Genomic DNA, 26,566 nt, shown 5'->3' with positions numbered 1-26,566 from the left:
GCCGAGGGTAGGTTCCGCCACGCGCGCCCCGCGAACGGATATCGGCGCCGGTGCGCACTCAGCGCACCCGGTACCCGTCCTCCAGCTCCGCGGTGCCCGAACCGTCGGCGAGGACGTCCAGCGCGGCCAGCACCCGGCGCCCCGTCGAGCCCTCGAGGTACCCGGTCAGCTCCCCGCGCGGCACGAGCCGCCACGACAGCAACTCCGACTCCTGCAACCGGATCGCCCCGAGGTCGTCGTCGCCGAGCACCCCACCGTCGTACAGGTACGCCACCACCGGCGGCCGGCCCGCTCCCCGCACCCAGTCCACCGCCAGCAGCCGGCCGAGCTCCCGGTCGAGGCCGATCTCCTCGGCCGTCTCGCGCCGGGCACCCTCGCGCGGGCTCTCCCCGTCGTCCGACTCGATCGTCCCGCCGGGCAGCGCCCACCCCTCCCGGTAGTCCGGCTCGACGAGCAGCACCCGGCCCTCCCCGTCCCGGAAGAGCGCGGCGGCGCCGGCGAGGACACGGGGGAGGGAGGCGATGTAGGCGGCGTAGTCCTGGGTGTCCTGGGTGGTGGTCATGCGGGGAAGGGTAGTGGCGGTGCCGGGCCTCCTCCCGGCAACGGTGACCGGCTCACCGGGCGCACCACAGCACACGCCGTCCCACGGCCGGCACGGGCGGCGCACGCGCCGGGGCACGGGTGAGGGGCCACGCCCGCCGTCGCCTGCGGCCGGAGGCGGGGACGCGCCACCCGTCCGACGCCCCCGCCGCAGGCCCCACCCGCCCGTCCCGGGACCGGCGGGCCCGGCCGTCCGTCAGACCTCCGCCCGCGCCAGCCGCAGCGTCCGCTCCGCCAGTTCGCCGACGCGCACCCCGTCGAAGCCGAAGACGGCGCTGCGGACCGTGTCCCGCAAGGGGTCCTTCCAGTGCGCCGGGATCGCCGCGGCACCGCACATCACCCCGGCCACGGAGCCCGCCGTCGCCCCGTTGGAGTCGGTGTCCAGGCCACCGCGCACCGTCAGGGCGATCGTGCGGGTGAAGTTGCCGTCGCCGTACAGCAGACCGGCGGTGAGCACGGCCGCGTTCGGCACCGTGTGGATCCAGCCCAGGCCGGCCGTCTCCTCCTCCAGCGTCGTGAGCGTCTCCTCCCAGGCCAGCCCCGCACCGTGCAGTGAGGCCACCCGGCGCAGGGTGCGGGCGAGGCGGCTGCCCGCCGGGATCACCGTCAGCGCCTCGTCCAGCGCGTGCCGCACGGTGGGCGCGGTGAACGCCGCCGAGATCAGCGCCGCCGCCCACATGGCGCCGTACACGCCGTTGCCGGTGTGGGACAGCACCGCGTCCCTGCGGGCCAGCGAGGCGGCGCGGCGCGGGGCGCCCGGCCAGGTCCAGCCGTGGATGTCGGCCCGGATGAGGGCGCCGATCCACTCCTGGTACGGGTTGTCGTACGTGGCTGTCAGCGGGGGCTTCAGTCCGTTCGCGAGGTTGCGGTACGCCGCCCGTTCGGCCGTGAACGTCTGCAGGTACGGCAGCCGCAGCAGCCACAGGTCGCCCACCTGCTCGGTGCTGAACCCGAAGCCGTGGGTCTCCAGCAGGTGCAGGCCGAGGACCGCGTAGTCGATGTCGTCGTCACGGCAGCTGCCGCGGACGCGGCCGCGGACACAGGCCCGCCACTCGGGGCGCAGGTCACGCGCCTCGCTCTCGGACGGCGGCTCGGGCAGATAGTCGGTGAGGGGGAGGGCGTCGGTGCGCCGCAGGTAGCGGTCGATGCGCGCACGCGTCCACACCTCGCCCTGCTCGACCGGCTTGCCGAGCATGTTGCCCGCGATCCGGCCCAGCCAGCCTCCCAGGACGCGGTCGGCGAGTCCTGACTCCGTGCGCACAGCGGTCGTCGCGGTCATGCAACCGGTGTACCCGCTTGCGCGCCGTTCCACGAGGTGGGCAGGCCGTGGCGGCGGCCCCGCCCGCCGGTTAGGGTCACAGCGGCGCGACTGGCCTCCGCAGGTGCGCGAGGCCCGCAGAGCGAGGGGAACGCAAGTGGCGGACGCTGCAGGAAGCGGCACTCGTACGGTGCGGTCGGCACAACGGGTGCTCGTCGCCGCGGACAAGTTCAAGGGATCGCTGACGGCCGTCGAGGTCGCCGGACGGGTGACGGCCGGGCTGCGCCGGGTCGTACCGGACCTGGTGGTCGAGGCGCTGCCGGTGGCCGACGGCGGCGACGGCACGGTGGCCGCGGCGGTGGCGGCGGGGTTCGAGCGGCGCGAGGTACGCGTCACCGGACCCCTCGGGCAGCCGGTGACCGCGGCGTACGCGCTGCGGGACGGCACCGCCGTCGTGGAGATGGCGGAGGCCAGCGGGCTGCAGCGGCTGCCGGAGGGGGTCCTCGCGCCGCTCACGGCATCGACGTACGGCTCCGGGGAACTGCTGCGGGCCGCGCTGGACGCGGGCGCCCGGACCATCGTGTTCGGGGTGGGCGGCAGCGCCACCACCGACGGCGGTGCGGGCATGCTGTCGGCGCTGGGGGCGCGGTTCCTGACGGCCGGGGGCGAGCCGGTGGGGCCGGGAGGCGGAGGGCTGGCGGAGCTGGCGTCCGCGGATCTGTCCGGCCTCGACCCGCGTCTCGGGTCGGTCGCCCTGGTCCTCGCCAGCGATGTCGACAATCCGCTGACCGGTCCGAAGGGCGCGCCGGCGGTGTACGGGCCGCAGAAGGGTGCGTCGCCGGAGGACGTGGAGCGGCTGGACGCGGCCCTGGCGCACTTCGTGAAGGTGCTGGAGGCCGTCGTCGGGCCGCGGGCAGCCGATCACGCGGCGTCGCCCGGTGCGGGCGCGGCGGGCGGCATCGGATTCGGGGCGCTGCTGCTGGGCGCCGTGTTCCGGCCGGGCATCGCGGTCATGCTGGACGTGCTGGGCTTCGCGCCGGCGCTGGAGCGGGCCGATCTGGTGATCACCGGGGAGGGCTCGCTGGACGAGCAGACCCTGCACGGGAAGGCCCCCGCGGGTGTCGCCGCGGTGGCCCGCGCCGCCGGCAAGGAGGTCGTCGCGGTGTGCGGGCGGCTGGCGCTGCCGCCGGAGGTGCTGGGACGGGCGGGAATCCGGCGGGCGTACGCCCTGACGGACCTCGAGCCGGACGTGGCGCGGTGCATCGCCGAGGCGGGACCGATCCTGGAACGCACGGCGGAGCGCATCGCCCGCGACTTCCTGCGCTGACCCGCGGCGGGTCCGGCGGCCATCGCCTGGACCTATCGCCGCCTCACCGGGCGTGCCGGTCCCGGCCCGGGCCCCTGGCCGGGACCGTGTGGCGATCCCCCCACGCAAGACCCCCGCGCAGGACGGGCAGATCCGCGGAGGTGCGGTCACGGCCCGCTCACTGCAGACAGAGGGGCCCCGGACCCGACCGGGTCCGGGGCCCCTCGGGGCGCACCGAGGCGCTACGGCAGCTGGGCCGCCCTCGCCTCACGGCGGTTGTCGCGGAAGTTGTTCACCCGGCGGGCCGTGGCGAACAGCGGGATCACCGCGCCCATCACCAGCTGGAGCGCGCAGCCCGTCTGCAGCAGCAGCTGGCCGCTCGGCGCGTCGAACGCCCACGCCGCCAGCAGACCCATCGACAGCACGATCCAGGAGAGCATGGCCACCGCGAGGCGGCCCCGCGGCTTCGGGTACTCCACCCGGCTCACCATCAGCCAGGCCGTGCCCAGGATCGCCAGCAGCGTCGCCACGAACGGCAGCTCCAGCAGCACGATCGACACGACCGTGAGGGCGCCGAACGGTGACGGCATGCCCTGGAAGGTGCCGTCCTTCACCGTGACGCAGGAGAACCGCGCCAGTCTCAGCACCACCGCCAGCAGCACCACGATCGCCCCGACCGCGGCCACTCTCTGGTGCGCGTCGTCCGCGACCATGCCGTAGACCAGGACGAAGTACGCCGGCGCCAGACCGAAGCTGATCAGGTCCGAGAGGTTGTCCAGCTCCGCGCCCATCGGTGAGGAGCGCAGCTTGCGCGCCACCAGGCCGTCGAAGAGGTCGAAGACCGCCGCGCACAGCATCAGGATGACGGCGGTGGCCGCGCTGTGGCGGGCCATGCCGGTCTCCTGGCTGCCCTGGAGGTGCGGGATCAGGATGCCGGTGGTGGTGAAGTACACCGCCATGAAGCCACAGGTGGCGTTGCCCAGGGTGAGGGTGTCCGCTATCGACAGGCGGAGCGAGAGGGGCATCTCCTCCTCGTCGTCCGCCTCGTCGGCCTCCGGCACCCAGCCGGCCTGTGTCTCCGGATCAACCACGGTCAATGCGAGTCACCCCAGCCACGGTCTTCTGACCCACTTCGACGTCGACCTCCACGCCCTCGGGCAGGTAGATGTCGACACGGGAGCCGAAGCGGATCAGACCGATGCGTTCGCCCTGCTCGACCTTGGTGCCCCGGGGCACGTACGGGACGATGCGGCGGGCGACGGCGCCGGCGATCTGGATCATCTCGATGTCGCCGAGCTCGGTGTCGAAGTGCCACACCACGCGCTCGTTGTTCTCGCTCTCCTTGTTGAAGGCGGGAACGAAGCCACCGGGGATGTGCTCGACGGACGTCACCGTGCCGGCCAGCGGGGCGCGGTTCACGTGGACGTTGAGCGGGCTCATGAAGATCGCGACGCGGGTGCGTCCGTCCTTCCACGGCATGATGCTCTGCACCACACCGTCGGCGGGCGAGATGACCCGGCCCTGGGCGATCTCGCGCTCGGGGTCGCGGAAGAACCACAGCATCCCCGCCGCCAGGGCGGTGGCGGGGACGGCGACGGCCTTGGCGGCACCCGAGCGGCGGGCGCGCAGAAGGCTGACGGCTGCGGTGGCGACGGTCGGCAGGAGCCACGGCGAGGCTCCGCGCGCGAGGCGTACGCCGGCGAGGCTGTCGCGAGGTGCAGAGGTTTGGCTGTGGGGCATGGATGACCTTCGTAGCGGATGATGCCGCGCAACTGCGGGGGACGGCGGCTTTCCGGCGATCGTAGCGGCTTCCGGCCGCAACTGGGTAAGCCAGGCAACCAAGTCGACGGCTGAAGAGTGCATACGGGGTGTGATCCTCTTCTCCAAGAAAACACCCCGTACCCGGACATCTAGCCCTGGAATCGATACTCTTCGAGCAGTCGACGGCCGATGATCATTTTCTGGATCTCGGCGGTGCCTTCACCGATCAGCAGCATCGGCGCCTCACGGTAGAGGCGCTCGATCTCGTACTCCTTGGAGAAGCCGTAGCCGCCGTGGATCCGGAACGCGTCCTCCACGACCTCCTTGCAGTACTCGGAGGCGAGGTACTTCGCCATCCCTGCTTCGAGGTCGTTTCGTTCTCCGGAGTCCTTTTTGCGCGCTGCGTTCACCATCATGGCATGCGCGGCCTCCACCTTGGTAGCCATCTCCGCCAGCTTGAACTGGATGGCCTGGTGCTGGGCGATCGCCTTGCCGAAAGTGTGACGCTGCTGGGCGTACCGGACGCCCAGCTCGAAGGCACGCTGAGCGACGCCGCAGCCGCGGGCCGCGACATTGACGCGGCCGACCTCGACGCCGTCCATCATTTGGTAAAAACCCCGGCCGGTGACGCCGCCGAGCACCCGGTCGGCGGGAATCCGCAGGCCGTCCATGATGAGCTCGGTGGTGTCGACGCCCTTGTAGCCCATCTTGTCGATCTTGCCGGGGATGGTCAGGCCGGGACGGACCTCGCCGAAGCCGGGCTCCTTCTCCACCAGGAAGGTCGTCATCGACTTGTGCGGCGCCGTGCCCTCGGGGTGACCCTCGTCACTCCGCACCAGAACGGCCACCAGCGACGACGTCCCGCCGTTCGTCAGCCACATCTTCTGGCCGTTCAGGACGTACTCCTCGCCGTCCTTCACCGCCTTCGACGTGATCGCCGACACGTCGGAGCCGAGGGCCGGCTCCGACATCGAGAAGGCGCCGCGGATGTCGCCGGCCGCCATGCGGGGCAGGAAGTGGTCCTTCTGCTCCTGCGTGCCGTGCTGCTTGAGCATGTACGCCACGATGAAGTGCGTGTTGATGATGCCGGACACCGACATCCAGCCCCGGGCGATCTCCTCGACGCAGAGGGCGTACGTCAGCAGGGACTCGCCCAGACCGCCGTACTCCTCGGGAATCATCAGGCCGAACAGGCCGAGTTCCCTCAGGCCGTCGACGATCGCCTGCGGGTACTCGTCACGGTGCTCCAGCTCGGTGGCGACCGGGATGATCTCCTTGTCCACGAAGTCGCGGACGGTGGAGAGGATCTCCTGCTGGACGTCGGTCAGACCGGCGGTCTGGGCGAGACGGCTCATCTCTACTTCTCCTGCTCCCCGAGCTCCGGGCGGCCGGGCTGCTCGCCGCCGCGCTCCTTGATGTACGTCTCCGTGGGCACCATCACCTTGCGGCGGAACACGCAGACCAGCGTGCCGTCCTGCTTGTAGCCCTTGGTCTCGACGTACACGATCCCGCGGTCGTTCTTCGACTTCGACGGCCACTTGTCGAGCACGGTCGTCTGCCCGTAGACCGTGTCGCCGTGGAAGGTCGGCGCCACGTGCTTCAGCGACTCGATCTCCAGGTTGGCGATCGCCTTGCCGGAGATGTCGGGCACGGACATGCCGAGCAGCAGCGAGTAGATGTAGTTCCCGACGACGACGTTCTTGCCGAAGTCCGTCGTCCTCTCCGCATAGTTCGTGTCCATGTGGAGCGGGTGGTGGTTCATGGTGAGGAGACAGAACAGGTGGTCGTCGTACTCGGTGACCGTCTTCCCCGGCCAGTGCTTGTACGTCGCGCCGACCTCGAACTCCTCGTAGGTGCGTCCGAACTGCATCGCGCTCAGGCCTCCGGGATCTCGAACGTCGACGTGCGCCGCATGCCGGCGGCGCGGCCCTTGCCGGAGATGACCAGGGCCATCTTGCGGCTGGCCTCGTCGATCATCTCGTCGCCGAGCATCGCCGAGCCCTTCTTGCCGCCCGCCTCGGACGTGTAGTAGTCGTACGCGTCCAGGATCAGCTCGGCGTGGTCGTAGTCCTCCTGCGACGGCGAGAAGATCTCGTTGGACGCCTCGACCTGGCCGGGGTGCAGCACCCACTTGCCGTCGAAGCCGAGCGCGGCGGCGCGCCGGGCGACCTCGCGGTAGCCGTCCACGTTGCGGATCTGCAGGTAGGGGCCGTCGATCGCCTGGAGGTTGTTGGCGCGGGCGGCCATCAGGATCTTCATCAGGATGTAGTGGTAGGCGTCCGCCGGGTAGCCGGGCGGCTGCTCGCCCACGACCAGCGACTTCATGTTGATGGAGGCCATGAAGTCGGCCGGGCCGAAGATGATGGTCTCGACGCGCTGGGAGGCCTGCGCGATCTCGTTGACGTTGTTCAGGCCGCGGGCGTTCTCGATCTGCGCCTCGATGCCGATCTTGCCGACCTCGAAGCCCATGGTCTTCTCGATCTGGGTCAGCAGCAGGTCGAGGGCGACGATCTGCTGGGCGTCCTGGACCTTCGGCAGCATGATGCAGTCGAGGTTCGGGCCGGCTCCCTCGACGACCGTCACGACGTCCCGGTACGTCCACTCGGTCGTCCAGTCGTTGACGCGCACGACGCGGGTCTTGCCGGTCCAGTCGCCCTCGTTGAGGAACTTCACGATGGTGTGCCGGGCCTCGGGCTTGGCGAGCGGGGCGCAGGCGTCCTCCAGGTCGAGGAAGACCTGGTCCGCCGGGAGGCCCTGGGCCTTCTCCAGGAAGCGCGGGTTCGAGCCGGGCACCGCCAGGCAGGAACGCCGGGGGCGAAGGCGGTCGAAGGAAAGGGGCGCGGCGGAGCCGCCCGTTGGAAGGGCGGTGGCGGGCGACGGGTGGGCCGTCATGCGGGGACCTCCATGGGGTCGAGCTTGTTCGCGTTGCGGATCTCGTCGACGATGCGGCCGATGATCCCGGTGATGTCGAAGTCCTTCGGGGTGAAGACCGCGGCCACTCCGGCGGCCCGCAGCTCTTCGGCGTCTCCGCTGGGGATGATGCCACCGGCGATCACCGGAATGTCCGTGGCGCCGGCCACACGGAGCCGTTCGAGCACGTCCGGCACCAGCTGGGCGTGCGAGCCGGACAGGATGGACAGGCCCACCGCGTGCACGTCCTCGGCGAGGGCGGCGTCCACGATCTGCTCCGGCGTCAGCCGGATGCCCTGGTAGACCACCTCGAAGCCGGCGTCGCGGGCCCGCACGGCGATCTGCTCGGCGCCGTTGGAGTGCCCGTCCAGGCCCGGCTTGCCAACCAGGAAGCGCAGCTTGCCCACGCCCAGGTCCTTGGCCGTCAGTTCCACCTTGCGGCGGACCTCCGACAGGGCGGAGCCCTCCTCGGCGGCGACCGCGACCGGGGCGGAGGAGACACCGGTCGGTGCCCGGAACTCGCCGAACACCTCGCGCAGCGCCCCGGCCCACTCGCCGGTGGTGACACCGGCGCGGGCGCACTCCAGGGTGGCCTCCATGAGGTTGTCGGTGCCGCGGGCGGCCTCCTTCAGCTTCTCCAGCGCCTTGCAGGGGCGAGGGTGGTTGAAGGGCGGCTGGTAGCGGCTGTCGCGCCAGTTCCGCAGCGAGGCGACGACCCGGGCCTCCACCGCGGGGTCGACCGTCTGGATCGCGGTGTCCAGGTCGGCGGTCAGCGGGTTGGGCTCGGTGCCCTCGAAGGCGTTGACCCCGATGATCTTCTCCTCGCCGGACTCGATCCGGGCCCGGCGCTCGGCGTGCGAGGAGACCAGCTGGGACTTGAGGTAGCCGGACTCGACGGCGGCCATCGCGCCGCCCATCTCCTGGATCCGCTCGATCTCCGCGAGCGAGTCCGTGACCAGCTCCTCCACCTTCGCCTCGATCACCTTCGAGCCCTCGAAGATGTCGTCGTACTCCAGCAGATCGCTCTCGTACGCCAGGACCTGCTGGATGCGCAGGGACCACTGCTGGTCCCAGGGGCGCGGCAGGCCCAGGGCCTCGTTCCAGGCCGGCAGCTGCACGGCGCGGGCGCGGGCGTCCTTGGAGAGGGTGACGGCCAGCATCTCCAGCACGATCCGCTGGACGTTGTTCTCCGGCTGCGCCTCGGTCAGACCGAGGGAGTTGACCTGGACGCCGTAGCGGAAGCGGCGGTGCTTGGGGTTCTCGATGCCGTACCGCTCGCGGGTGATGCGGTCCCAGATGCGGCCGAAGGCGCGCATCTTGCACATCTCCTCGACGAAGCGGACGCCCGCGTTGACGAAGAAGGAGATGCGGCCGACCACGTCGCCCATGCGCTCCTGCGGCACCTGGCCGCTGTCGCGCACCGCGTCGAGCACGGCGATGGCGGTGGACATCGCGTACGCGATCTCCTGCACCGGCGTGGCCCCGGCCTCCTGCAGGTGGTAGCTGCAGATGTTGATCGGGTTCCACTTCGGGATGTGGGAGACCGTGTACGCGATCATGTCCGTCGTCAGGCGGAGCGACGGCCCCGGGGGGAACACGTGGGTCCCCCGGGACAGGTACTCCTTGACGATGTCGTTCTGGGTCGTGCCCTGGAGCGCGGTGATGTCCGCGCCCTGCTCCTCGGCGACGACCTGGTAGAGCGCCAGCAGCCACATGGCGGTGGCGTTGATCGTCATCGAGGTGTTCATCTGCTCCAGGGGGATGTCCTGGAACAGCCGGCGCATGTCACCGAGGTGGGCGACCGGCACCCCGACCCGGCCGACCTCGCCGCGGGCGAGGACGTGGTCGGAGTCGTAGCCGGTCTGGGTCGGCAGGTCGAAGGCGACCGACAGACCCGTCTGTCCCTTGGCGAGGTTGCGCCGGTACAGCTCGTTGGACGCCTCGGCCGTCGAGTGACCGGCGTACGTCCGCATGAGCCACGGACGGTCCTTCTGGCGCTCTGTCATGTCCCGGCCCTCAGATGTTCCGGAAGCGGTTGATGGCGTCGATGTGCTGCGCGCGCTTCTCGTGGTCGCGCACGCCCAGGCCCTCCTCGGGGGCCATGCACAGCACGCCGACCTTGCCCTGGTGCAGGTTGCGGTGGACGTCGTAGGCGGCCTGGCCGGTGTCCTCCAGGGCGTACGTCTTCGAGAGCGTCGGGTGGATCTTGCCCTTGGAGATGAGGCGGTTGGCCTCCCAGGCCTCGCGGTAGTTGGCGAAGTGGGAGCCGATGATGCGCTTCAGCGACATCCACAGGTAGCGGTTGTCGTACTCGTGCATGTAGCCCGAGGTCGAGGCGCAGGTGGTGATGGTGCCGCCCTTGCGGGTGACGAAGACCGAGGCGCCGAAGGTCTCGCGGCCGGGGTGCTCGAAGACGATGTCGATGTCCTCGCCGCCGGTGAGCTCACGGATGCGCTTGCCGAAGCGCTTCCACTCCTTCGGGTCCTGGGTGTTCTCGTCCTTCCAGAACTTGTAGCCCTCGGCGTTGCGGTCGATGATCGCCTCGGCGCCCATCGACCGGCAGATGTCGGCCTTCTGGTCGCTGGAGACGACACAGATCGGGTTGGCGCCACCGGCCAGCGCGAACTGCGTGGCGTAGGAGCCGAGTCCGCCGCTCGCGCCCCAGATGAGGACGTTGTCGCCCTGCTTCATGCCGGCGCCGTTGCGGGACACCAGCTGCCGGTACGCGGTGGAGTTGACCAGACCCGGGGCGGCGGCCTCCTCCCAGCTGAGGTGGTCCGGCTTGGGCATCAGCTGGTTGGACTTCACCAGCGCGATCTCCGCCAGGCCGCCGAAGTTGGTCTCGAAGCCCCAGATGCGCTGCTCGGGGTCGAGCATCGTGTCGTTGTGGCCGTCGCTGGACTCCAGCTCGACCGACAGGCAGTGGGCCACGACCTCGTCGCCGGGCCGCCAGGCGTTCACGCCGGGGCCGGTGCGCAGCACGACGCCGGCGAGGTCGGAGCCGATGATGTGGTACGGCAGGTCGTGGCGCTTGGTGAGCTCGCTGAGCCGGCCGTAGCGCTCCAGGAAGCCGAAGGTGGACAGCGGCTCGAAGATCGAGGTCCACACCGAGTTGTAGTTGACCGAGGAGGCCATGACGGCCACCAGGGCCTCGCCCGGGCCGAGCTCGGGCAGCGGCACGTCGTCGAGGTGGATCGACTTGCGGGGGTCCTTGTCGCGGGTCTCGAGGCCCGCGAACATCTCCGTCTCGTCCTTGTGCACGGTGATCGCGCGGTACGACTCGGGGAGCGGCAGGGCGGCGAAGTCCTCCGACGTGGAGTCGGGCGACTGGATCGCGGCCAGGATGTCCTTGACGGTCACGGTGTTGCCTCCGGCGGTGAGCGCCCTGAGGGAGGGGCGCTGGGGGTTACGTCGGGTGTGCTGCTGAGGGTCGGGGGTTGCCGTCGGTCCGGCGGTGGTGCTTCGGCAGCGCTTGGTGTGCGCGGGAGGGTGCCTGTGACGCAGGCGTCCGGACGTGCGGGCGGTGGGCCCGCCGGGACTCGCCCGGACTCCTTCAACGTATGGCACGCCGTGTCATCAGGCAAGGCACCCAGTGCCAGAACCTTGGCTCAGGTGAAACTTTTACCCATCAGATGAGCGATGATCGATCGAATGGGCCCGGAAGCGGGTCCTAAAAGGGGCCCTGACATGGCAAAACGGCCACCCGGTGGGGTGGCCGTCGTCACAGTGGCGAGGGAGCGTTTTCCGAGCCTCCGGGGGCCGCTCAGCGCTCCTTCAGTGCCTGCTCGATGGTCCGCATCACCTCGTCCAGCGGCGCGTCCACGTGCGCCACGGTCACCAGGACCTCGCCCTGCGCGGACACCGAGGCGGCCGGCCGCTGCGGGGGCGCGGCGCGCCGCCCCGCCATGATGCCGCTGCCGAAGGTCTTGCGGACGATCGCGAAGGCGTGGTCCAGCTGCGTCTCCACATCGCCCTGGCCGCCGGCCCTGAGCCAGCGCCGCAGCACGTGGTTGTGCGCGGTGACGACGGCCGACGCGGCGACCTCCGCGAGCAGCGGGTCGTCGTTGGCGTCGTCGTCGTGCGCGTGCTCGTCGAAGTGGCCGAGCAGATAGCGGGTGAAGAGCCGCTCGTAGCGGGCCACCGACGCGATCTCGGCCTCCCGCAGGGTGGGCACCTCGCGCGTCAGCTTGTAGCGGGCGACCGAGATCTCCGGCCGCGCCGCGTACATCTTCATGACCTCTTTGATGCCGCGGCACACCGTGTCCAGCGGATGCTCGTGCGCGGGCGCGGCGTTGAGCACCGCCTCGGCACGCACGAGGGTGTCGTCGTGGTCGGGGAAGATCGCCTCTTCCTTGGAACGGAAGTGGCGGAAGAACGTGCGGCGGGCGACCCCGGCGGCGGCCGCGATCTCGTCGACGGTGGTGGCCTCGTACCCCTTCGTCGCGAACAGCTCCATCGCGGCGGCCGCCAGTTCCCGGCGCATTTTCAGCCGCTGGGCGGCGGCACGGGAGCCCGCTGAGCTCTCCGGGGGCTCGGTCGTGGCTGGCGTACGTACGGACTTGGCGGGCTGGGACATGCCCTGAACGTACTGCATGTGCGCAGCTCGATGCGCGTGAGAGGGGCTTCCCCCGCCCTCCGCGGGCGGGGGAGGGGCGCTGCGGGCGGGCGGCGCGAACCGGTCGGGGTCGAGCAGCCCGCCCCACTGCGCGCCGCCCTCGAACCGGTCGCCGGGGCGCGCCTCAGCGCTTGGCATATTCGCGGAAGCCACGGCCGGTCTTGCGGCCGAGGCAGCCCGCGGCCACCAGGTGCTCCAGCAGGGGCGCGGGGGCGAGGCCCGGGTCACGGAACTCGCGGTGCAGCACCTTCTCGATGGCGAGCGAGACGTCGAGCCCGACGACGTCCAGCAGTTCGAAGGGGCCCATCGGGTAGCCGCCGCCCAGCTTCATCGCGGCGTCGATGTCGTCGAGGGAGGCGTAGTGCTCCTGCACCATCTTGACGGCGTTGTTGAGGTACGGGAACAGCAGGGCGTTCACGATGAACCCGGCCCGGTCACCGCAGTCCACGGCGTGCTTGCGGATCCTCCCGCACACCTCGCGCACGGTGGCGTGGACGTCGTCCGCGGTCAGCACCGTGCGCACCACCTCGACCAGCTTCATGGCCGGCGCGGGGTTGAAGAAGTGCATGCCGATCACGTCCTGCGGACGCGAGGTGGCACGGGCACAGGCGACGACCGGCAGGGAGGAGGTGGTCGTGGCGAGCACCGCGCCCGGCTTGCAGACCTTGTCCAGCGTCCCGAACAGCTGCCGCTTGACCTCCAGGTCCTCGGCCACCGCCTCGAGCGCGAGGTCCACGTCGGCGAAGTCGTCGTAGGTGCCCGTCGCACGGACCCGCTCCAGGGTCTGCGCGGCGGCCTCGGCGGTCATCCGGCCCTTGTCGACCGAGCGCGCCAGCGACTTCCCGATACGGGCCTTGGCGGCGGCCGCCTTCTCCTCGCTGCGGGCGGCCAGGACCACCTCGTAGCCCGCCTTGGCGAACACCTCGGCGATACCCGAGGCCATGGTGCCCGAGCCCGCGACACCCACCGAGCGCACGGTGCGGCCGGGGGCCCCGGAGGCGTCCTCGCGCGGGGTGAGGGCGTCGGGCACGACCGTCCCGCTGCCCGGCGCCTCGTAGGTGTAGAAGCCGCGCCCCGCCTTGCGGCCGGTCAGGCCAGCCTCGCTGAGCTGCTTGAGGACGGGAGCGGGGGCGTGCAGCCGGTCCCGGGACTCCGCGTACATGGCCTCCAGAACGGTGCGCGCGGTGTCGATGCCGATCAGGTCGAGCAGTGTCAGCGGGCCCATGGGCAGACCGCAGCCCAGCCGCATCGCGGCGTCGATGTCCTCGCGCGAGGCGTAGTTGGCCTCGTACATCGCGGCGGCCTGGTTGAGGTAGCCGAACAGCAGGCCGTCGGCGACGAATCCGGGCCGGTCGCCCACCGCCACGGGCTCCTTGCCCAGGTCCAGGGCGAGGTCGGTGACCGCCGTGACGGCCGCGGGCGAGGTGAGCACGCTGGAGACGATCTCGACCAGCTTCATGGCCGGTGCCGGGTTGAAGAAGTGCATGCCCAGCACCCGCTCGGGGCGGGCGGAGTCGGCGGCGAGCCGGGTGACCGAGAGGGCGTTGGTGCCGGTCGCCAGGATCGTCTCCGGCCGCACGATCGAGTCGAGTTCACGGAAGATCTGCTGCTTGGCCTCGTACGACTCCGGGGCCACCTCGATCACCAGGTCGGCTTCGGCCGCGGCGGTGAGGTCGGTGGAGGTGGTGACGCGGGCGAGGAGCTCGGCGCGCTGCTGTTCGGTGAGCCGGCCGCGCTCGACGGCGCGGGCGGTCGAGGCCTCCAGGGCGGCGACGCACTGCGCCGTCTGGGCCTCGCTGATGTCGATGCCGACGACGTCGCGGCCGGCCGCGGCCAGGACCTCGGCGATGCCGGTGCCCATCGTGCCGAGTCCGACCACGGCGACGGTGCGCAGCGGGGACAGGGAGGTGTCGGAGAGGGGAGTGGCCATCGCGGGACTCCAGGAATGAGGGTGACGACGGGAGACACGCCCGGTGCGCCGAGGGGCGCACCGGGTGCGTGCGGGATGCGGGTGTGGACCGGGCTGCGAGCGCACACGCCCGGCGCCGCGGAGAAGCGGCTGGTGGATCCGACCGGCCCTGTCCCGGGGCCGAGCCGTACTGCGGTACACGGGGTACCGAACCGACTGCGACTCACTGCGGCCGCGTCACCAGACCGCCGTGAGGAGGGTCGCGAGTGGGTAACTCGCTCGTCTGAGCTTAACTTGCGGGTAACGAGCGCGCCAGCCCCCCGGGTTTGTGATGTACGTCCCGCGTACCCCGCCCGGCACCTAACCTCGGGGGCATGGACGAAGAGGTGCGATCGCTCACGGAGCGCTTACGGGCGGAGTCGGGCGGATCGGCGGCGTACGACCGGCTGCTGGCCACGGACGACCCCGACACCCTGGCCGGCGTCCTCACCGCGCCCGGACAGCCGCTGTGGGCACGGGAACTCGCCGCGTTCCGGCTCGGACTGGCCGGTGACCGCCGGGCGTTCGAGGCGCTCGTCCTCCTCCTCAACCACCGGGACCCGCCGCGCTGCGCCTCCGCGGCCCACGCCCTCGCCCGCCTCGACGACCCGCGCACCGCCCGCGCCGCCGCCGCCCTCGCCACCAACGAACTGCGCGTCGCCTACGCCCTGCACCCGGTCCGCCTGCTCGCCCGACTGCGCGCACCCGAGGCGGTGCCGGCCCTGATCACCACCCTGCGCCGCAGGCTGCGCCCCCAGGACCCGTACCGCCGGGTCGCCCTCGCCTGCGTGGAAGGGCTCGGCGAACTCGGCGACCCGCGCGCCGAACCCGTACTCAACGAGGCCCTCGCGCACCCGGCACTGGCCGAGGCGGCGGTCCACGCCCTGTCCCGCATCCCCCGCCAGGGCGGCGCCGCCCGCGGCCGCACACCCGGACAGCGCTAGCGCCGCCGCCCGGTGAGCTCGCTCGCGGTGCGCGCTTTCCCGCCGCTGCCCGTACCGGGCCGGCGGAGCCCCCCGGGTGCGGCGGAGGCCGTCGCGGGGCGTTCCGGCGTCAGTCGGTGAGGTCCCTGGCGTACCGGACCTCCGGCACCGCCCGTCCGGCCACCTCGAAGGGCTCCTCGGTGCCGTCCGGGGCGAAGCCCGCGCGCTCGTAGAAACGGCGGGCGCGGAGGTTGCCCTTGAGGACCCACAGGTACATGCGCCGGTGACCGGCGCCGGCGCAGCGGCGGGACGCCTCGGTCAGCAGGGTGCGTCCCACGCCCTGGCCGATGCGCTCGGGAGGCAGGTACAGGGCGTACAGCTCGGCGTCCGCCGTGCGCGCCTCGCCGTCCCGGTAGGGGCCGAACGCGACCCACCCGGCGAGTTCACCGCCCCCGGTCTCGGCGACCAGGTCGACCGTACTGCCGTCGCCCGCCGAGAGGCGCGCGCGGTGCCGCTCGGCGTCGGCCGCGATGTCGAGGCCGTCGAGGTACGACTGCGGGACGAGACCCCGGTACGCGTGCTGCCACCCGCGTATCCGGATCGTGGCGACGGCCTCGCAGTCGTCGGCGGTCATGGGCCGCAACAGCGGCCCGCTCACGCGTCCACCACCGCGGGGGCCTCGATCCCCGGCAGGAACTCCGGGCGGACCAGCCCGGCGACCCGGACCGCGGACGCGGCCGGCAGCCGGTCGTCGGGCAGGTGCGCGGCGCGGGCCGCGCGGACGGCCGGCAGGTACGCCATGTCCGCGACGAGGTGGGCCGGTTTCGTCACGTCGTCGAACGTCGCACCCGCCGCCGGACAGCGCCTCAGGTTCTCGAGGACCCGACGGGCCCGGGCCCCGGCGTCGCCCTCGCCGACGGGCCCGCCGTCCTCGTCCGGGGCGAGCCGGCCGGAGACGGCGACGAGGCGGCCGGTGCCGGTCACCACGTGGGTGTACTGGGCCGCGGGAGCCACGCCGTCGGGGGTGGGGAGGCGGGTGAGGCGGGTCATGGAGTGCATGATGCCCCATGAGGCCGGCCCGCCTTGATCCCTGCGGTCGGCCCGGCGCCCGCCCCCGACGGGGCGTCGGCCCTCAGCCCCGCGGGCCGAGCAGGCCGTGCAGCGTCGAGCCGCGGGCCGTGTCCGGTGCCGCCTTAGACGTCAGCGGCTCCGGGTCCGGCAGCCCCGCGCACACCGCCTCGGCCTCGCCCCGGCCTCCGCGCGGCACCGTCCCGTCGGTGAGGTAGGCCACCAGGTGCCGGTCCAGACAGGAGTTCCCGCTCAGCGTGATGCCGTGGTTGCCGCTCCCCGACTCCACCACCAGGCTGGAACGCCCCAGCAACCGGTGGACGGTGACCGCGCCCTGGTACGGCGTCGCCGCGTCGTCCGTCGCCTGGAACAGCAGCGCCGGCGGCAGCGCGCTGTTGTCGACGCGCTCCGGCCGCAGGGACTCGGTCGGCCAGAACGCGCACGGCGCGTTGTACCAGGCGTTGTTCCAGGCCATGAACGGTGCCCGCTCGTACATCTCCCAGGTGTCCTTGCGCCACTGCGCCCAGTCACGCGGCCAGGAGGCGTCCCGGCACTCGACCGCCGTGTAGACGCTGTAGCCGTTGTCCCCGGCGGCGTCGTTCGCGCCGAAGTTCTCGTACGCCTCGACCAGCGGCCCGTCGTCCCCGTCGTTCACGTACGCGGCGAACGCCTCCGCGAGATAGGGCCAGTAGCCGTTGTAGTAGCCGCCCGGGATGTAGGTGTCCTCCAGTTCGGCCGCACCCACCTTGCCGTCGGCCGGGGCCTTCTTCAACTCCGCGCGCATCGCGTACCACTTGGCCTCGATCTTCTCCGCGTCGGTGCCCAGACGGTACGTCGTGTCGTGCTTGGCCACCCAGTCCATGAACGCCCGGTGGCGGTCGTTGAAGGCGAGGTTCTGGTTCAGGTTGGCGTCGTACCAGACCTCGGTGGGGTCGACCACCGAGTCCAGGACCAGACGGCGCACCCGGTCCGGGAACAGCTTGGCGTAGACGGCGCCCAGGTAGGTGCCGTAGGAGTAGCCGAAGTAGTTGATCTTCTTCGCGCCGAGGGCCCGCCGGATCACGTCCAGGTCGCGCACCGCGGCGCCCGTGCTGATGTGCGGCAGCAGATCGCCGTACTTCCTGCCGCAGGCCTCGGCGAAGGACTTCGCGCGTGCGAGCCCGGCCCGCTCCGCCTCGGGCGAGGCGGGCACCGAGTCGGGGCGCACCGGCCCGAAGTGGTCCGGCGCGCAGTCCAGCGCGGGTTCGCTCGCGCCGACCCCGCGCGGGTCGAAGCCGATGACGTCGTACTGCGCGGCCACCTTCTTCGGCAGCGACGACGCCACGAACCCGGCGAGCGTCAGCCCGCTGCCGCCGGGGCCGCCCGGGTTCACCAGCAGCGGGCCCTGGTACTTCTTCGCGGTGTGCGGGACGCGGGACAGGGCGAGGGTGATCGTGCGTCCGGCGGGGGCCGAGTGGTCGAGCGGCACCTCGACCGACGCGCACTGCAGCGTCGGGTAGTCGTCGGTGGCGCACTTCTTCCATGCGGGCTTCGCCACGGGGAAGGTGTCGGCGGCGCGCGGTGTGCCCGCTGCGGCGGGGAGTGCCGCGAGGCTTCCGGCCAGGACGACGGTGGCACCGCACAGCACGGCTGCGCGTCTTCTCATGGGTCCTCCCAGGACGGAAGTGCTGAGGACCGCGAGGCTCACGGCCCACGCGGCATCGTCCCGGTGCGAGGCCCTGGATGAACGTGTTGCGCCCATTGTTGACCCAATTGGGCCGCCGGAAGCGCTCGGATGCGCTGCCCGCGTGCCGGGCGGCGCCCGGGGCCTACAGGAGCGTGAGCTGGGTCGGCTCGGGTGTCTGAGGCTCGCTCGGTCCGGCGGCCCGCGCGCGCCGCGGCATGCCCGGGCGGGTGGGGCCGATGCCGTACTCCTCGGCCAGTTCGTGCACCTGACGGGTGATCTGCCGCTGGTACCACTTCGGGGCGTAGGCGCCGTCCGCGTAGAGCCGCTCATAGCGGCCGGTCAGGTGCGGGTGGTAGCACGCCAGCCAGGACATGAACCACTCGCGGGCGCCGGGCCGCAGATGCAGCACCAGCGGGGTGACGGAGGTGGCGCCGGCGGCCGCGACGGCCCGCACGGTCGCCCTCAGCTGCTCCGGGCGGTCGCTCAGGAACGGGATCACCGGTGCCATCAGGACACCGCAGCCGATGCCGTGCCCGGCGAGCGTGCGCACCACGTCGAGCCGCCGCTCCGGGGCCGGTGTGCCCGGCTCGACCGTGCGCCACAGCGTCTCGTCGGTGAAGCCCACCGAGACGGAGATGCCGACGTCGGTCACCTCCGCGGCCTGCCGGAGCAGTGGGAGGTCCCGCAGGATCAGCGTGCCCTTGGTGAGGATCGAGAACGGGTTCGCGTGGTCGCGCAGGGCGGCGAGGATGCCCGGCATCAGCCGGTAGCGGCCCTCCGCGCGCTGGTAGCAGTCGACGTTCGTGCCCATCGCGATGTGCTCCCCCTGCCAGCCGCGGGAGGACAGCCGGTGGCGCAGCAACTCGGGTGCGTTCACCTTGACCACGATCTGGCTGTCGAAGCCGAGGCCGGTGTCGAGGTCGAGGTAGCTGTGGGTCTTCCTCGCGAAGCAGTACACACACGCGTGCGTGCAGCCCCGGTAGGGGTTGACCGTCCACTCGAACGGCATGCGGGAGGCCCCCGGCACACGGTTGACGATCGAACGCGCCCGGATTTCGTGGAAGGTGATGCCGCGGAACTCCGGCGTGTCGAAGGTGCGGGTGGTCACCGCCTCCGCGCCGAACAGCGCGGCGTCGGCCCGGCCGTGTCCGGAGTCCGGGGTGAGGTTCTCCCAGCGCATGACGCCTCCTCGGTAGCACTGGCCCACAGAATAGAACAAGTGTTCCCTTGATCGTGCGGGTGGCCATGTTCGGTCACATACGGAACCCCGATTTGAGCGGCCGGGCGCGGGGGTGATTGGCTTGCCCCGACCCCGTTACCCCATGCCCTGGAGGAAAGCGATGGCGCAGGTCGAGGCCACTACGGAGCGGATCGTCGCGGCGGACGCGGAGACGGTGTTCGACGCCCTCGCCGACTACAGCGGCACCCGTGCGAAGCTGCTGCCCGAGCAGTACAGCGAGTACGAGGTCCGCGAGGGCGGCGACGGCGAAGGCACCCTGGTGCACTGGAAGCTCCAGGCCACCAGCAAGCGCGTGCGTGACTGTCTGCTGGAGGTGACCGAGCCCACCGACGGCGAACTCGTGGAGAAGGACCGCAACTCCTCCATGGTCACCACCTGGCGCGTCACCCCGGCCGGCGAGGGGCGCTCCCGGGTCGTCGTGACCACCGTCTGGAACGGCGCCGGCGGCATCGGCGGCTTCTTCGAGAAGACCTTCGCGCCCAAGGGTCTCGCCCGCATCTATGACGCCCTGCTGGCCAAGCTGGCCACGGAAGTTGAGAAGTAGGGGTCGTCGCGCACCCTCAAGATCCGAGAACCGGCGGGGAGTTGACGCCTCACCGGTTCGAGTGATCCGCCGACGGACCGCCTCTGTCCCGTAACTCGCCGCGCTTGCTCGTAGTTGTCGCTTTTACGCGGGAATTGTCCGGCGGAGCGACGAGGGGAGCGGCACGTGGGCGGGATCACTCTGACGCAGGACGAGCCGGTCACGGCACCACCGGCCGGGGGCCCGCCGCCCCCGGCTCCGGCAGGGGAGCCGGGCCTGAGCCCGCGCCGGGTCCGGCTCGTCTTCCTCGCCCTGATGCCGGCGCTGCTCCTCGCCGCGCTGGAGCAGATGATCGTCGCCACCGCGCTGCCGAAGATCGTCGGTGACCTGCACGGCCTGGACAGCATGTCCTGGGCGATCACCGCCTACCTGCTCACCTCCACCATCGGCCTCCCGGTCTACGGCAAGCTCGGCGACCAGCTCGGCCGCAAGGGCGTCTTCCAGTTCGCCATCCTCGTCTTCGTCATCGGTTCCGCGCTGGCCGGGCGGGCGACGACCATGGACCAGCTGATCGCCTACCGCGCGGTGCAGGGCGTCGGCGCCGGCGGACTGATGATCGGCGTCCAGGCGATCATGGCGGACATCGTGCCCGCGCGGCAGCGCGGCCGCTTCATGGGACTCGTCGGCGCCGCCTTCGGCCTCGCCTCCGTCGCCGGACCGCTGCTCGGCGGCTGGTTCACCGACCACCTCTCGTGGCGCTGGTGCTTCTACATCAACGTCCCCTTCGGTCTCCTGACCATGGTCGTCGTGGCCCTGGTGCTCAAGCTGCCCAAACCGGCCGCGCGGGGCCGCTTCGACGTCCTCGGCACCCTGTTGCTGGCGGTCGCCTCCACCTGCCTGGTGCTGCTGACCACCTGGGGCGGCACCGAGCACGCCTGGGACTCCCGCACCGTGCTCGGACTCGGCGCGGGCGCCGCCGCGGCCGGCGCGCTGTTCCTCGTCGTCGAACGCTTCGCCGCCGAACCCCTCATCCCGCTCCGCCTGTTCCGCGACTCCGTCTTCAACGTCACCGGCCTGGTGGGCCTGGTGATCGGCGTCGCCCTGTTCGGCGCCGCGAGCTATCTGCCCACGTACCTGCAGATGGTCGACGGGGCCTCCGCCACCGAGTCCGGGCTGCTGATGCTGCCGATGACGGGAGGCATCGTCGGTGCCTCCCTCGTCTCCGGCCAGCTCATCAGCCGCACCGGCCGCTACCGGTGGCACCCCGTCGCCGGCGCGGCCCTCTCCGTCGCCGGCATGTGGCTGCTCTCCCGCCTGGAGACCGGCACCCCCCGGCTGCACTACAGCGTCTGGATGGCCGTCCTGGGCACGGGCATCGGCATGGTGATGCCGGTGCTGATCCTCGCCGTGCAGAACGCGGTCCGCCCCGCCGACCTCGGCACGGCCACCAGCGCCCACAACTACTTCCGGCAGATCGGCGGCAGCGTCGGCGCCGCCGTCTTCGGCACGCTCTTCGCCGACCGGCTCGACGACGCGCTCACCGAACGCCTTCCCGCGGACGCGGCCGCGCCGGACGCCGGGTCCGTCACCCCCGAGCTGGTGCACGCGCTGCCGCCCGGGCTGCGCGACGCCTACGTGCAGGCCTACGCCGACGCCATGCCCCGCATCTTCCTCTACCTGGTGCCGGTGCTCGTCCTCGGCCTGCTCATCGCCTTCTTCCTCAAGGAGAAACCACTGGTGTCCCACCACACCCCCATCGCCGACCCCGCCCAGGAAGCACCGCGCTTCGACCCGCGCGTGCCGCCCGCCCGCCCCCACGCGGCCGGCGGGGCGTCCTCCGCCCCGCCGCGCCCGCCGCACACCGGCGGCATCCCCGTCTGCGGCACCGTCCAGCATCCCGACGGAACCGCCGTGCCCCGTGCGGCGCTCACCCTCATCGACGTGTCCGGACAGCAGACCGGACGCGGCGCCAGCGGCGAGGACGGCCGGTACGCGCTGGCCACGCCCGGCCCGGGCGCGTACGTCCTGATCGCGGCCGCCGGCGGCCACCAGCCGCAGGCGGTCTCCGTGACCGTCGGCGAGCGGCCCGTCGAACTCGACGTCGTCCTCGGTGGCGCGGGCCGCCTGGCCGGCAGCGTCGTCACCGCCGACGGCACCCCCGTACGGGATGCCGCCGTCACCCTCACCAACGTCCACGGCGAGGTCGTCGCCAGTACCCGCAGCGGGCGTGAGGGCGGCTACGTCATCACCGAGCTGGTGGCCGGCGAGTACACGCTCGCCGCGAGCGCCCCCGCCTTCCGGCCGGCCGCCCTCCCCGTCACCGTCCAGGCCGCCAGGGAGACCCGCCAGGACGTCGAACTCGCCGGCGGCGCCGTGCTCCGCGGCACCGTGCGGGCGGGCGGCGGACGGCCCGTCGAGGAGGCCCGCGTGACCCTCCTGGACGCGGCGGGCAACGTCGTCGACACCCTCACCACCGGACCCGACGGCACCTTCCGCTTCGTCGACCTCTCCTCCGGCGAGTACACCGTCATCGCCGCCGGCTACCCACCGGTCGCGACCGTGCTCCAGATGGCCGGCGGAGGCCGTACGGAACGCGACCTCCTGCTGGGTCACGAGGACTGAAACGGTCCTCCCCACGGGGAAACGCGCGCCGGTGCGAGCACCGGCGGGCCATTTCCCTGTCGCCGCACCTCGCGCCGGAGGCGGCCGGCCGGTGTCTGAGTAGCAGGCGGGGTCGGGCGGCACAACCCACGCGGGTCAGCGTCGTCGGGGGCGGGCTGTGGTGCTGCCCGCCATACCGTTGCGCATTGAACCACCCCTACGGTGCCGGACACCGGGCCGCCCCGACCGATCCACGCCGAAGGAGCGGCCCGGCGTCCCCCCCGCGCACCGAGGAGTCGCCATGCAGCCGCCGCCGCACCGGAGTACCGTCCCGCCCCACTTCCGCACCCGGCCCGTGCCGCCCCCTACGCGACGTGGCCGGTTCGGCCTGCTGTCCCGGCTCGCGGCCGTCGTCGCCCTGGTCCTGGTGCCGGCCCTGGCCGCACCGGCGCCGACGGCCCACGCCGCGGCCGGTCTGACCCGGGTCACCGGCTTCGGTGCCGACCCGGGCGGGCTGAACATGTACGTCCACCGGCCCGCCGCCCTGCCCGCCGACCCGGCGGTGGTGGTCGCCCTGCACGGCTGCGGCCAGGACGCCCAGACGTACGCCGACAACTCCGGCCTGCCCGAACTCGCCGACCGGCACGGCTTCCTGGTGGTCTTCGCCGAGACCACCAGTGCCAACAACGCGGGCAAGTGCTTCAACTGGTTCCAGCCCGCCGACAACCGCAGGGGCCAGGGCGAGGCCGAGTCGATCCGGCAGATGGCCGCGCACGCCGTCTCCGCCTGGGGCGCGGACGCCTCGCGGACTTTCGTCACCGGCCTGTCCGCCGGCGGCGGCATGACGTCGGTGGTGCTCGCCGCCTACCCGGACGTCTTCCGGGCCGGCGCGGTCGTCGCCGGGCTGCCCCACGGCTGCGCCGACGACATGATGGCGGCCTACACCTGCATGAACCCCGGAGTCGACCGGACCCCGGCCCAGTGGGCCCAGCGGGTCCGCGACGCCCACCCGTCGTGGACGGGGCCGTGGCCGCGCGTCGCCGTCTGGCACGGTGACCGGGACACCACCGTCGTGCCGCGCAACGCCGACGAACTGCGCGACCAGTGGACCGAGCTGCACGGCCTGTCCCGGACGCCGACCCGTACCGCCGTGATCGGCCCCAACTCCACCCGGCACGAGGAGTACGCCGCCGCGGACGGTTCGGTGGCCGTCGAGGTCAACCGGGTCCCGGGCATCGGGCACGCCGCGCCGGTCGATCCGGGCAGCGGACCCGAGCAGTGCGGCAGCACCGGCACGGCCCACTTCGCGGACTCGATCTGCTCCAGCCACTGGATCAGCCGTTTCTTCGGCCTCGACCGGCCCGGAACCGGCACCGGGACGCTGCCCGCTCCGACCGGCCTCGCCCCGGCCGCGGTCACCGACACCTCCATCGGCCTGACCTGGGATCCCGTGGACGGCGCCACGTCGTACGCCGTCCACCGCGACGGTGTCCCGGTCGCCACGGTGGACTCCGTGTCCTACACCGACAGCGGTCTCACCCCGGGCTCCTCCCACACCTACGCCGTCGCCGCCCGGGACGACGAGGGCAGGCCGGGACGGCTCTCCGGCACGGTCACCGCGCGGACCACCGGTGCGAGCGCCGCCTGCTGGACGGCCTCCAACTACGCCCATGTCCAGGCGGGGAGGGCCACCACCAGCGGCGGCTACACCTACGCCAAGGGCTCCGGCCAGAACATGGGCCTGTACAACCTCCACGTCACCCACACCCTGAAGGAGTCGCCCGCCGGCCACTTCACCCTCGCGGACGGGCAGTGCCCCTGACGCGCGACACGTTCACGGCCGCAGGCGTGTCCGCAGCGCCTGCGGCACCCCGCGCTGTCCCGCGAGGTCTGTAGCCCGGCCATCCACTGAACGAGCAGCTTCTATATGTTCCGAACACATAGGTATGACGGTGGGGCGTCCGTACTGTTTCCGGCCATGACAAGCGAAACGCCTCGTCCCGCTCCCCGCCCGGCGCCGGCCGGCGCCGCCGTGGACCTGACGTCCAGGACCGCCCTGGTCACCGGCGGCGGCAGCGGTATCGGCAAGGCGTGCACCGTGGCGCCGGCCGGGACCAGGCCGCCGCGCACGGCATCAGCGCCGGCGACGTCCTGACCGACGTGCTCCTCACCCGCTCACCCGTCAAGCGCCTCCTCGAGACGGAGGAGGTCGCCGCCGCCGCGCTGTGGCTGTGCGCCGACCACAGCAGCTCCATCACGGGCATCTCCCCGCCGCTCGACGGCGGCTGGGGAGCCGGCTGACCCGCCGCCCGTCCCCCTGACCGCCCCCCCCACGTCCGTCCCCGCACCTCACCCGAGAATCGGTGAACCCATGTCCGAGACCACACCCGCCAAGCCGGGCGAGCCCCGCCCCGGCGGCATCGCCCGCGTCGTCGGCGCGAGCCTGATCGGCACCACCGTCGAGTGGTACGACTTCTTCCTCTACGGCTCCGCCGCCGCGCTGGTGTTCAACACCCTCTTCTTCCCCAGCAGCGACCCGCTGGTCGGTACGCTGCTCGCCTTCATGACGTACGCGATCGGGTTCCTCGCCCGGCCGATCGGCGGCATGGTCTTCGGGCACTACGGCGACAAGATCGGCCGTAAGAAGCTGCTCGTGCTCAGCCTGCTGATGATGGGCGGCGCCACCTTCGCCATGGGCCTGCTGCCGACGTACGGCAGCATCGGCGTCGGCGCCCCGATCCTGCTCACCGTCCTGCGCCTGATCCAGGGCTTCGCCCTGGGCGGCGAATGGGGCGGCGCGGTACTGATCGTCTCCGAGCACGGCGGCGACAAGCACCGGGGCTTCTGGGCCTCCTGGCCGCAGTGCGGCGTTCCCGCCGGCAACCTGCTGGCCACCGCCGTCCTCGCGGTGCTGGCCTCCGTCCAGTCCGAGGCGGCGTTCCAGTCCTGGGGCTGGCGCATCCCCTTCCTGCTCTCCGGCGTCCTGGTCCTGATCGGACTGTGGATCCGCGTCTCGGTCTCCGAATCGCCTGTCTTCCTCGCTGCCCAGGCCAAGGCCGAAGCGGCCGCCGCCGAGGGAGCCGAGGAGAAGCCGCCCGTCGTCGAGGTCTTCCGCCGCAGCTGGCGGGAGGTGCTCGGGGCCATCGGGGTCCGGTTCGGCGAGAACATCTCCTACTACGTCCTGACCTCCTTCCTGCTGGTCTACGTCACCACCCACCTGGAGCTCCCCAAGAGCACCGCGCTGAACGCGGTCCTGATCGCCTCCGCCGTCCACTTCGTCACCATCCCGCTGTGGGGGGCGCTCTCCGACCGCATCGGCCGCAGGCCGGTGACGATGATCGGCGCGGTCGGCATGGCCGCCTGGGCGTTCGCCTTCTTCTCCCTGGCCGACACCCGGTCCTTCAGCGTGATCACCCTCTCCGTCACCGTGGGTCTGCTGCTCCACGGCGCCATGTACGGACCGCAGGCCGCCTTCATCTCCGAGATGTTCGACACCAAGGTCCGCTACTCCGGCGCCTCCGTGGGCTCCCAGCTCGCCTCCATCCTCGCCGGGGCGCTCGCCCCGATCATCGCCGTCGAACTTCTCAGGCGATACGGATCCTCGACGCCCATCGCCCTGTACCTCTGTGCCTCCGCCCTGATCACCGCCCTCACCGTCGTGGTCGTCAAGGAGACGCGCGGGCGCGACCTCACCCAGTCGGTCAAGGAGTCACCGACGCCCCCGCTGGGGCAGGAGCCGGCGCTCGCCCGCACCGACCGGGCCTGACGCCACCGCCGTACCGTGGTCCGCCCGTGAGCAGGAGACGGGCGGACCACAGGCACGCACCGAACTCCGCACCCGCCGTCCCGGCCGCCCGCCCCCGCTGGCGCGGGGGCGGCTCGGGCGTTCACGACGCGGAGGGCACCGGGCCGGCCCGGGCCGGGAGGAGGGGGACCGGTCGTTCCGCCCGCGAGCCGACGGGCCCGTCCTCGGCCACGGCGCCCGGCGGGGCACCGGACCACGGCCACGGCGCCGGCCGGGTCCGGGCAGAGGACGTCCCCCGTCGATGTCGGGCACTGTCGCCCGGCGCCTCGACCGCGTCGCACGGCCCTCGTTTCCGACGCGGACACGCCCGGCGCGGCGCTGTGAGGCGGACCGCGCCCCAGT

22 protein-coding genes are annotated in these 26,566 nt (G+C 72.1%); 7 read left to right on the top strand and 15 right to left on the bottom strand.

Annotation, left to right across the window (positions count from 1 at the left end):
* Nucleotides 1–58 precede the first annotated feature (58 nt).
* Entirely contained in the window at nt 59–562 is a 504-nt protein-coding gene (locus ACZ6A9_RS26465) for an NUDIX domain-containing protein (protein WP_468989881.1), read from the bottom strand.
* Between the two features lie 234 nt (nt 563–796).
* A complete protein-coding gene (locus tag ACZ6A9_RS26460; protein ID WP_468989878.1) occupies nt 797–1,879 on the bottom strand; it encodes an ADP-ribosylglycohydrolase family protein in 1,083 nt (360 codons plus the stop codon).
* Between the two features lie 187 nt (nt 1,880–2,066).
* On the opposite strand from ACZ6A9_RS26460, the gene ACZ6A9_RS26455 reads away from it, so the two are divergent.
* Entirely contained in the window at nt 2,067–3,185 is a 1,119-nt protein-coding gene (locus ACZ6A9_RS26455) for a glycerate kinase (RefSeq protein ID WP_468989994.1), read from the top strand.
* Between the two features lie 221 nt (nt 3,186–3,406).
* On the opposite strand, the gene pssA is transcribed toward ACZ6A9_RS26455, so the two are convergent.
* The 9 genes from pssA to ACZ6A9_RS26410 all read right to left on the bottom strand — a co-directional run bounded on the left by pssA (nt 3,407) and on the right by ACZ6A9_RS26410 (nt 14,380).
* The gene (gene pssA, locus ACZ6A9_RS26450) at nt 3,407–4,225 is read right to left on the bottom strand and encodes a CDP-diacylglycerol--serine O-phosphatidyltransferase (RefSeq protein ID WP_189559904.1); all 819 of its coding nucleotides are present in this window, start codon (nt 4,223–4,225) and stop codon (nt 3,407–3,409) included.
* Between the two features lie 22 nt (nt 4,226–4,247).
* Nucleotides 4,248–4,904 (bottom strand): phosphatidylserine decarboxylase, encoded by a 657-nt coding sequence (locus ACZ6A9_RS26445; RefSeq protein WP_190098528.1) that lies wholly within the window; start codon nt 4,902–4,904, stop codon nt 4,248–4,250.
* A gap of 170 nt (nt 4,905–5,074) precedes the next feature.
* A complete protein-coding gene (locus ACZ6A9_RS26440; protein ID WP_468989876.1) occupies nt 5,075–6,280 on the bottom strand; it encodes an acyl-CoA dehydrogenase family protein in 1,206 nt (401 codons plus the stop codon).
* Nucleotides 6,281–6,282: 2 nt separating this feature from the next.
* The gene (locus ACZ6A9_RS26435; RefSeq protein WP_468989873.1) at nt 6,283–6,795 is read right to left on the bottom strand and encodes a MaoC family dehydratase; all 513 of its coding nucleotides are present in this window, start codon (nt 6,793–6,795) and stop codon (nt 6,283–6,285) included.
* Between the two features lie 5 nt (nt 6,796–6,800).
* Entirely contained in the window at nt 6,801–7,817 is a 1,017-nt protein-coding gene (locus ACZ6A9_RS26430) for an HpcH/HpaI aldolase/citrate lyase family protein (RefSeq protein ID WP_468989871.1), read from the bottom strand.
* The gene (locus ACZ6A9_RS26425) at nt 7,814–9,841 is read right to left on the bottom strand and encodes a protein meaA (RefSeq protein ID WP_468989869.1); all 2,028 of its coding nucleotides are present in this window, start codon (nt 9,839–9,841) and stop codon (nt 7,814–7,816) included. The genes ACZ6A9_RS26430 and ACZ6A9_RS26425 overlap by 4 nt, the downstream gene beginning before the upstream one ends.
* 10 nt (nt 9,842–9,851) lie before the next feature.
* Nucleotides 9,852–11,195: a crotonyl-CoA carboxylase/reductase gene (gene ccrA / locus ACZ6A9_RS26420; protein WP_468989867.1), complete on the bottom strand. Its 1,344-nt coding sequence runs from the start codon at nt 11,193–11,195 to the stop codon at nt 9,852–9,854.
* Nucleotides 11,196–11,598: 403 nt separating this feature from the next.
* Complete coding sequence (locus ACZ6A9_RS26415; RefSeq protein WP_468989864.1) at nt 11,599–12,411, bottom strand: TetR family transcriptional regulator; 813 nt, start codon at nt 12,409–12,411, stop codon at nt 11,599–11,601.
* A gap of 163 nt (nt 12,412–12,574) precedes the next feature.
* Complete coding sequence (locus tag ACZ6A9_RS26410) at nt 12,575–14,380, bottom strand: 3-hydroxyacyl-CoA dehydrogenase family protein (RefSeq protein ID WP_468989861.1); 1,806 nt, start codon at nt 14,378–14,380, stop codon at nt 12,575–12,577.
* A gap of 353 nt (nt 14,381–14,733) precedes the next feature.
* Here ACZ6A9_RS26410 and ACZ6A9_RS26405 point away from each other — a divergent pair, with 353 nt between their 5' ends.
* Entirely contained in the window at nt 14,734–15,342 is a 609-nt protein-coding gene (locus ACZ6A9_RS26405) for an adenylosuccinate lyase (RefSeq protein WP_468989857.1), read from the top strand.
* Nucleotides 15,343–15,451: 109 nt separating this feature from the next.
* Here the strand turns inward: ACZ6A9_RS26405 and ACZ6A9_RS26400 are convergent, their stop codons facing one another.
* The 4 genes from ACZ6A9_RS26400 to ACZ6A9_RS26385 form a co-directional block, all read right to left on the bottom strand.
* On the bottom strand, nt 15,452–15,955 hold the full coding sequence (locus ACZ6A9_RS26400; RefSeq protein WP_468989992.1) for a GNAT family N-acetyltransferase: 504 nt from the start codon (nt 15,953–15,955) through the stop codon (nt 15,452–15,454).
* Between the two features lie 20 nt (nt 15,956–15,975).
* On the bottom strand, nt 15,976–16,371 hold the full coding sequence (locus ACZ6A9_RS26395) for a Rid family hydrolase (protein ID WP_468989856.1): 396 nt from the start codon (nt 16,369–16,371) through the stop codon (nt 15,976–15,978).
* 82 nt (nt 16,372–16,453) lie between these two features.
* Complete coding sequence (locus ACZ6A9_RS26390; protein WP_468989853.1) at nt 16,454–18,034, bottom strand: alpha/beta hydrolase; 1,581 nt, start codon at nt 18,032–18,034, stop codon at nt 16,454–16,456.
* Between the two features lie 163 nt (nt 18,035–18,197).
* Nucleotides 18,198–19,235, bottom strand: a complete 1,038-nt coding sequence (locus ACZ6A9_RS26385) for an Rv2578c family radical SAM protein (protein ID WP_468989851.1) — start codon at nt 19,233–19,235, stop codon at nt 18,198–18,200.
* Nucleotides 19,236–19,395: 160 nt separating this feature from the next.
* On the opposite strand from ACZ6A9_RS26385, the gene ACZ6A9_RS26380 reads away from it, so the two are divergent.
* From ACZ6A9_RS26380 to ACZ6A9_RS26360, 5 genes are all read left to right on the top strand, one after another.
* On the top strand, nt 19,396–19,839 hold the full coding sequence (locus tag ACZ6A9_RS26380; protein WP_189559733.1) for an SRPBCC family protein: 444 nt from the start codon (nt 19,396–19,398) through the stop codon (nt 19,837–19,839).
* 165 nt (nt 19,840–20,004) lie between these two features.
* A complete protein-coding gene (locus ACZ6A9_RS26375) occupies nt 20,005–22,440 on the top strand; it encodes an MFS transporter (protein ID WP_468989849.1) in 2,436 nt (811 codons plus the stop codon).
* Between the two features lie 280 nt (nt 22,441–22,720).
* Nucleotides 22,721–24,241, top strand: a complete 1,521-nt coding sequence (locus ACZ6A9_RS26370) for an extracellular catalytic domain type 1 short-chain-length polyhydroxyalkanoate depolymerase (RefSeq protein ID WP_468989847.1) — start codon at nt 22,721–22,723, stop codon at nt 24,239–24,241.
* 269 nt (nt 24,242–24,510) lie between these two features.
* Nucleotides 24,511–24,720, top strand: coding sequence for an SDR family oxidoreductase (locus ACZ6A9_RS26365; protein ID WP_468989845.1), 210 nt, complete (start codon nt 24,511–24,513; stop codon nt 24,718–24,720).
* Between the two features lie 70 nt (nt 24,721–24,790).
* Complete coding sequence (locus ACZ6A9_RS26360; RefSeq protein WP_468989842.1) at nt 24,791–26,185, top strand: MFS transporter; 1,395 nt, start codon at nt 24,791–24,793, stop codon at nt 26,183–26,185.
* Nucleotides 26,186–26,566: the final 381 nt, after the last annotated feature.

The sequence above is a fragment of the Streptomyces sp. NPDC041124 genome, from assembly GCF_055592385.1.
Note: the sequence above shows the minus strand (reverse complement) of the source record. Positions and strands in the feature narration are given on the sequence as shown.